The organism is Streptomyces sp. NPDC006510 (assembly GCF_040611955.1).
In the GTDB taxonomy this organism is placed as follows: Bacteria; Actinomycetota; Actinomycetes; order Streptomycetales; family Streptomycetaceae; genus Streptomyces.
This window is the reverse complement of the sequence record NZ_JBEXPH010000407.1, coordinates 1-2,404: the sequence shown is the minus strand read 5'-3', so window position 1 is coordinate 2,404 and position 2,404 is coordinate 1. Positions and strand designations below refer to the sequence as shown.

Below are 2,404 nucleotides of genomic sequence, written 5' to 3'. Positions count from 1 at the left end.
CGACAGCCGGGCCACCAGCATTCCCACGACCAACCCGCAACAGCGAAACGGCCCGACGGAAGAACCGACGGACCGTCATGCAAGATCGAGGTTAATGTCAGCTGGCCTTGACGGGTTCTTCCGCGCGCCCGGGTGCTGGCGGGACGGTAGGAGTCGGTGGGGACGCCCCGTCGACGAACGGGGCCATGGCCTCCATCAACTTTCTGACAGGGTCCGGTCCCGGTCCTGCTGCCGCCCGGATCGCAGTACGAAGAATCCGCACGCCCAGCCGTAACGGCGGCACGCCGGGCCGCCCTGCACCTGCTCGCTTACCAGCGCGCTGCCCCCGCCCTCGGTTGTTCCTCTGCGTTCGAGGGGTTGTGGCCTCATGGCAGGGTCCGGGTGCTCGTCTCGTCAGTGCGTTGACCCCTGTGGCCCTGGCGGTGAAGGATTCGGGCATGCTGCTTCTCGCCGGTCAGAAAGACCCCGCTGCGGGCGGTGTGTTCCTTTTGATCTGGGGACTGGTGGTGATCTTCGTGGGGGAGCCTTTGCCACGAAAAGAGGAGCTGCCGGGATTCACACCCTCATCGTGAACGGCCTGGAGCGAAACCCGCGACAGCAGACCAAAGCCCGTGCCGTGCACGAGGGCTTCCTGCGTTTCGTCGGCGGGTTCCTGGCCATCTGCGGGATGGTGGCGGTGCCTGTCTCCTTGGTGATGAAGACTCGCGGCTGAGCCGGTTCACGGCGCCGGCGGCGGACCGGGGCAGTTGGCAGTCTGCGCGTGCGCGATGCACGGGTTCGAAGCTCGCGACCGTCCCGGTGCCGCCCCGGGTCGGCAGGCGGAGGCCGTTCAGTCCTCGGCGTGCTGGTCGAGCAGCGCCGCGAATCCCGGGGCGAGCTCACACGCACGCCCTGCGTCGTGGTCGTAGCCCGTCACGGGACCACCAGGGGTGAGCACGAGGGGGTTGCCTGCGAGGTCGAAGGACACGACCAGTCCCCGGTCGGTGCCGGGCCACCCGTCGCGGCGGAAGCGCAGGGTGAGGTCTACGACGCTCACGCGCTCCAGCAGGTCCGAGTTCCGCAGTCCGTACACCGGGACGCCGACATAGCAACCTCCGAAACGCTCGACGAACTCGGCGTAGTCCGGGTCGAGACCGACCCCGAGAGGGGAGATCGCGGACGCGAGTTCCGCCCGGTCGGTCGGTGTCCCGGCGCCGTAGCGCCGGACGGCGCGCTCCAAACGGTCCAGCAGCGCGGGTCGGAAGGGCATGCCGTGATCCTAGTGCCGCATCAGACGCCTCACGGTCCCAAGCCGTCAAGTGGGCGGCCGCAGTGCCTGTGTAGCTTTGCTGACTGTTCGATTAGCAGCGCAAGGGGGAGTCTCGGTGGATGTGGTGCGGGTCATGGAAGCGCTGGCCGAGCAGGGGGTCACGGTGCTGTTCAAAGCCGATGCCGAGCGCATGCGTGAGGGCAGGAAGCCATGGACATTCGTCGCAAGCGGGAACCTGTTTCACGAGGATCTCCTGGTCCGGACGGATGCCGTGTCGGTAGAGGCATGCCTGAAGACGTGCCTGCCGCAGCTGCGTGAACGCGGGCTGGTCATTCCTGAGTAGGTCGGACTGCTCTGTCCGTTGCGCGGTGGTGGTCCATGCGGCCGTTGCCGTGACTGTCGGGACTTCAGCCGGGGCCGGAAAGGCCAGCGCTTCGTCGAACGGTTCGTGGACCTGGATGCAGTGGTAGAGCTGTCCGACCAGTCGATTGAACAGGTTGCGCAGAGCAGAGGCGTGCCAGTCGCCGCGTTCGTCGCGTCGGCGGCGGTAGTGGGCTCTGGCTCCGGGCGAGGCGGTCAGGGCTGCGAAGGCCCAGAGGTAGCCGGCGTGGTTGAGCCGGTCGTTCTTCACTCGGCGGCGGGTGATGCTGGACTTCTTCCCGGAGGCCCTCGTGATGGGCGAGGAGCCGGCGTAGGCCTTGAGACCGCGGGCGTCAGCGAACCGGGTGTGATCGTCACCGATCTCGGCCAGCACCCGGGCGCCGAGCTGGAGGCCGAGTCCGGGGAAGCTGAGGATCACCTCAGCGTCCGGGTGCTGAGGGAAAGCCTCTTCCACCGCCTGGGCCAGGTCGTCGGCGGTGGTGCAGGCCGCTTCCAGCTGGCAGAGGAGGGCGAGCATCTGCTTGCCCAGGGCGTCCTCGACCAAGGGCGGGTGGTGGGCCCAGTCGGCGTGCAGGGCGTCGCGGAGCCGTTCGGTGTCAGCGGCGGTGCCGCGCTTGCGGCCGGCCCGCTTGAGGGCCGCCGTGATCTGCGGGCGGGTCAAGCGGGCGGCCCCGGTGGGGGTGGGGGCGAGTTTGAGGAGCTCGCGGGCCTCGGGTCGGCAGAGTCCGTTGGTCCAGGCGGCGAAGGCGTCCAGAGCTGCGGGGTAGTACTCGC

Annotated in this window: 3 protein-coding genes and 1 pseudogene; 2 read left to right on the top strand and 2 right to left on the bottom strand. The window is 68.6% G+C overall.

Annotation, left to right across the window (positions count from 1 at the left end; all coding sequences use genetic code 11):
• Positions 1–437: 437 nt before the first annotated feature.
• Together ABZY11_RS43960 and ABZY11_RS43955 are read left to right on the top strand one after the other, a co-directional pair.
• Positions 438–572, top strand: coding sequence for a hypothetical protein (locus ABZY11_RS43960; RefSeq protein WP_356484545.1), 135 nt, complete (start codon positions 438–440; stop codon positions 570–572).
• Positions 569–712, top strand: coding sequence for a hypothetical protein (locus ABZY11_RS43955; RefSeq protein ID WP_356484544.1), 144 nt, complete (start codon positions 569–571; stop codon positions 710–712). The genes ABZY11_RS43960 and ABZY11_RS43955 overlap by 4 nt, the downstream gene beginning before the upstream one ends.
• 117 nt (positions 713–829) lie before the next feature.
• Here ABZY11_RS43955 and ABZY11_RS43950 read toward each other — a convergent pair whose 3' ends face one another.
• Positions 830–1,249 carry an SMI1/KNR4 family protein gene (locus ABZY11_RS43950; RefSeq protein WP_356484543.1) on the bottom strand — a complete coding sequence of 140 codons (420 nt, stop codon included), beginning with the start codon at positions 1,247–1,249 and terminating at the stop codon, positions 830–832.
• A gap of 421 nt (positions 1,250–1,670) precedes the next feature.
• Positions 1,671–2,404: pseudogene (locus ABZY11_RS43945) on the bottom strand (transposase); the annotation flags it as partial.

Bases quoted from the DNA above. Each gene is read 5' to 3' on its own strand.
- ABZY11_RS43960 (WP_356484545.1), top strand. From the start codon at position 438: ATGCTGCTTCTCGCCGGTCAGAAAGACCCCGCTGCGGGCGGTGTGTTC.
- ABZY11_RS43950 (WP_356484543.1), bottom strand. From the start codon at position 1,249: ATGCCCTTCCGACCCGCGCTGCTGGACCGTTTGGAGCGCGCCGTCCGG.